Below are 2,621 nucleotides of genomic sequence, written 5' to 3' on the forward strand. Positions count from 1 at the left end.
ATCACTCAAGCCTAATAAAATCTTGGAACTCTTGTCAGGAAAGATTTATAGCTTATTTTTTTACATCGAACTCAGGTTTATATACAGCGTATTGCAGGTCAATGAGGTGTACAAATAAAACCTGAACCCCCCCTGACGAGACATATCATGTCTCTCTGTATTCAATTAAATGCAACCTGTTGTATGTATTTATTAACTCGGTATAAACTCAAACAAAAAATCCCCCACCACATTGGTAGGGGATTTTTATTACTTATCTAACAACCAGTAATCAGATTTAACCGAACTTACCAGCCGTAGAAGCAATCAGGAATGCACCGTAAGTTAGGATATAGCCAACAGTGAAGTGAGCTAAACCAATCAAACGACCTTGAACAATCGACAGTGCAACAGGCTTGTCTTTCCAACGAACCAGGTTTGCAAGAGGAGTACGCTCGTGTGCCCAAACCAATGTTTCAATCAACTCTTGCCAGTAACCTCTCCAAGAGATGAGGAACATGAAACCAGTTGCCCAAACAAGGTGTCCAAAGAGGAACATCCAAGCCCAAACAGACAGGTTGTTCATACCATAAGGGTTGTAACCATTGATTAACTGTGCGGAGTTCGCCCAAAGATAATCGCGGAACCAGCCCATCAGGTAGGTAGAGTTTTCATTAAATTGGGCAACGTTTCCTTGCCAAATCCCTAAATGCTTCCAATGCCAGTAGAAGGTAACCCAACCAATGGTATTCAACATCCAGAACATGGAGAGGTAGAACGAGTCCCAACCGGAAATATCGCAAGTACCACCACGACCAGGACCGTCGCAAGGGAATGCGTAACCGAAGTCCTTTTTGTCAGGCATCAACTTAGAACCACGGGCATCCAAAGCACCTTTAACCAAAATCAAGGTAGTGGTGTGGATAGCCAATGCAAAGGCATGGTGTACTAGGAAGTCGCCAGGACCAATTGTTAAGAAGAGGGAGTTAGTACCACTATTGATGGCATCTAACCAACCACCCAACCAAACGTTACCAGCGTTGGGATAAGCAGTGTAAGCAATACTGTCGGGGTTGGAAAGCAATGTGTCCAAACCGTATAGTACTTTACCGTGAGCCGCTTGGATGAACTGTGCGAACACAGGTTCAATCAAGATTTGCTTTTCAGGTGTACCGAAAGCAACAACTACGTCGTTGTGTACGTACAAGCTCAATGTATGGAAACCTAAGAAAAGAGATACCCAGCTTAAGTGGGAAATAATCGCTTCTTTATGCTTCAATACGCGATCGAGTACGTTGCCTTTGTTTTGTTCGGGGTCGTAGTCACGTACCCAGAAGATAGCGGCGTGGGCAAAAGCGCCAACCATCAAGAAACCAGCAATGTATTGGTGGTGGGTATACAACGCTGCCTGAGTGGTGTAGTCCTTAGCAATAAATGCATAAGGAGGCAGTGCGTACATGTGCTGCGCTACCAAGGATGTAATGGTTCCCAAAGCTGCCAAAGCTAGAGACAGTTGGAAGTGCAGCGAGTTGTTGATGGTGTCGTATAGACCTTGGTGAGGCAGGTTGAATGGACCTTCACTCTTGCTTCCGGGTATTAAACCAGCTTTGGAATTCAGCATTTCTTTAATGCTGTGACCAATACCAAAGTTGGTGCGGTACATGTGACCAGCAACAATAAACAGAACTGCGATCGCAAGGTGGTGGTGAGCCATGTCAGTCAACCACAGCGATTCAGTCTGAGGATGGAAACCACCCAAGAATGTCAAAATTGCCGTACCCGAACCAGTCGAAGTACCAAAAATTTGACCTGCGGTATCTGGATTTTGTGCGTACACGCCCCAGTTACCTGTAAAGAAGGGGGTTAAACCTTCTGGGTGGGGAAGTGTGGTCAAGAAATTATCCCAACCGACATGTTGTCCGCGAGATTCAGGAATCGCCACATGCACCAAGTGACCTGTCCATGCCAAGGAGCTAACACCAAACAAGGCAGATAGGTGGTGGTTTAAGCGCGATTCGGCACTCTTGAACCAAGAAAGGCTAGGACGGAACTTGGGTTGTAAGTGTAACCAACCAGCAAATAAAAGTACTGCTGAAAATAGGAGCAAACCAATAGAACCTGTATACAGGTCGTTATTGGTACGCATCCCGATGGTGTACCACCAATGATACACACCGGAGTAAGCAATATTTACAGGATTACTTGCACCAGCTTGGGTAAAAGCTTCAATAGCTGGTTTACCGAAGTGGGGGTCCCAAATCGCATGGGCGATGGGACGAATATGAAGGGGGTCTGTAATCCACTGTTCAAAGTTGCCTTGCCAAGCGACGTGGAACAAAAGGCTGGATGCCCACAGGAAAATGATTGCCAGGTGACCGAAGTGAGTTGCGAAAATCTTTTGGTAAAGATTTTCTTCCGTCATCCCGTCATGGCTTTCAAAATCATTTCCCATAGCCATCGCGTACCAAATCCGACGGGTCGTCGGGTCCTGCGCGAGGTCCTGGCTAAATTTCGGAAATTTTGTTGCCATAGGTTTTGATGAGTCCTTTAACCTTTAGCTGTCAGGGAGAGTTATGGGTGATGAATTATGAGTGATGAGTTGGAATTAAAATTAAATTTTTAGTTTTTAATTTTTAACTCAA

Annotated in this window: 1 protein-coding gene; it reads right to left on the reverse strand. The window is 45.1% G+C overall.

The window, feature by feature from the left end; genetic code table 11:
* Positions 1 to 277: 277 nt before the first annotated feature.
* Positions 278 to 2,509 (reverse strand): photosystem I core protein PsaB, encoded by a 2,232-nt coding sequence (psaB, locus tag CK510_RS29085; protein ID WP_095724937.1) that lies wholly within the window; start codon positions 2,507 to 2,509, stop codon positions 278 to 280.
* Between the last annotated feature and the right edge of the window lie 112 nt (positions 2,510 to 2,621).

Origin of the sequence: Brunnivagina elsteri CCALA 953 (assembly GCF_002289455.1) — a bacterium.
GTDB classification, from domain to species: domain Bacteria; phylum Cyanobacteriota; class Cyanobacteriia; order Cyanobacteriales; family Nostocaceae; genus Brunnivagina; species Brunnivagina elsteri.

Coding starts and splice junctions, on each gene's coding strand:
- psaB (WP_095724937.1), bottom strand. CDS start 2,509: ATGGCAACAAAATTTCCGAAATTTAGCCAGGACCTCGCGCAGGACCCG.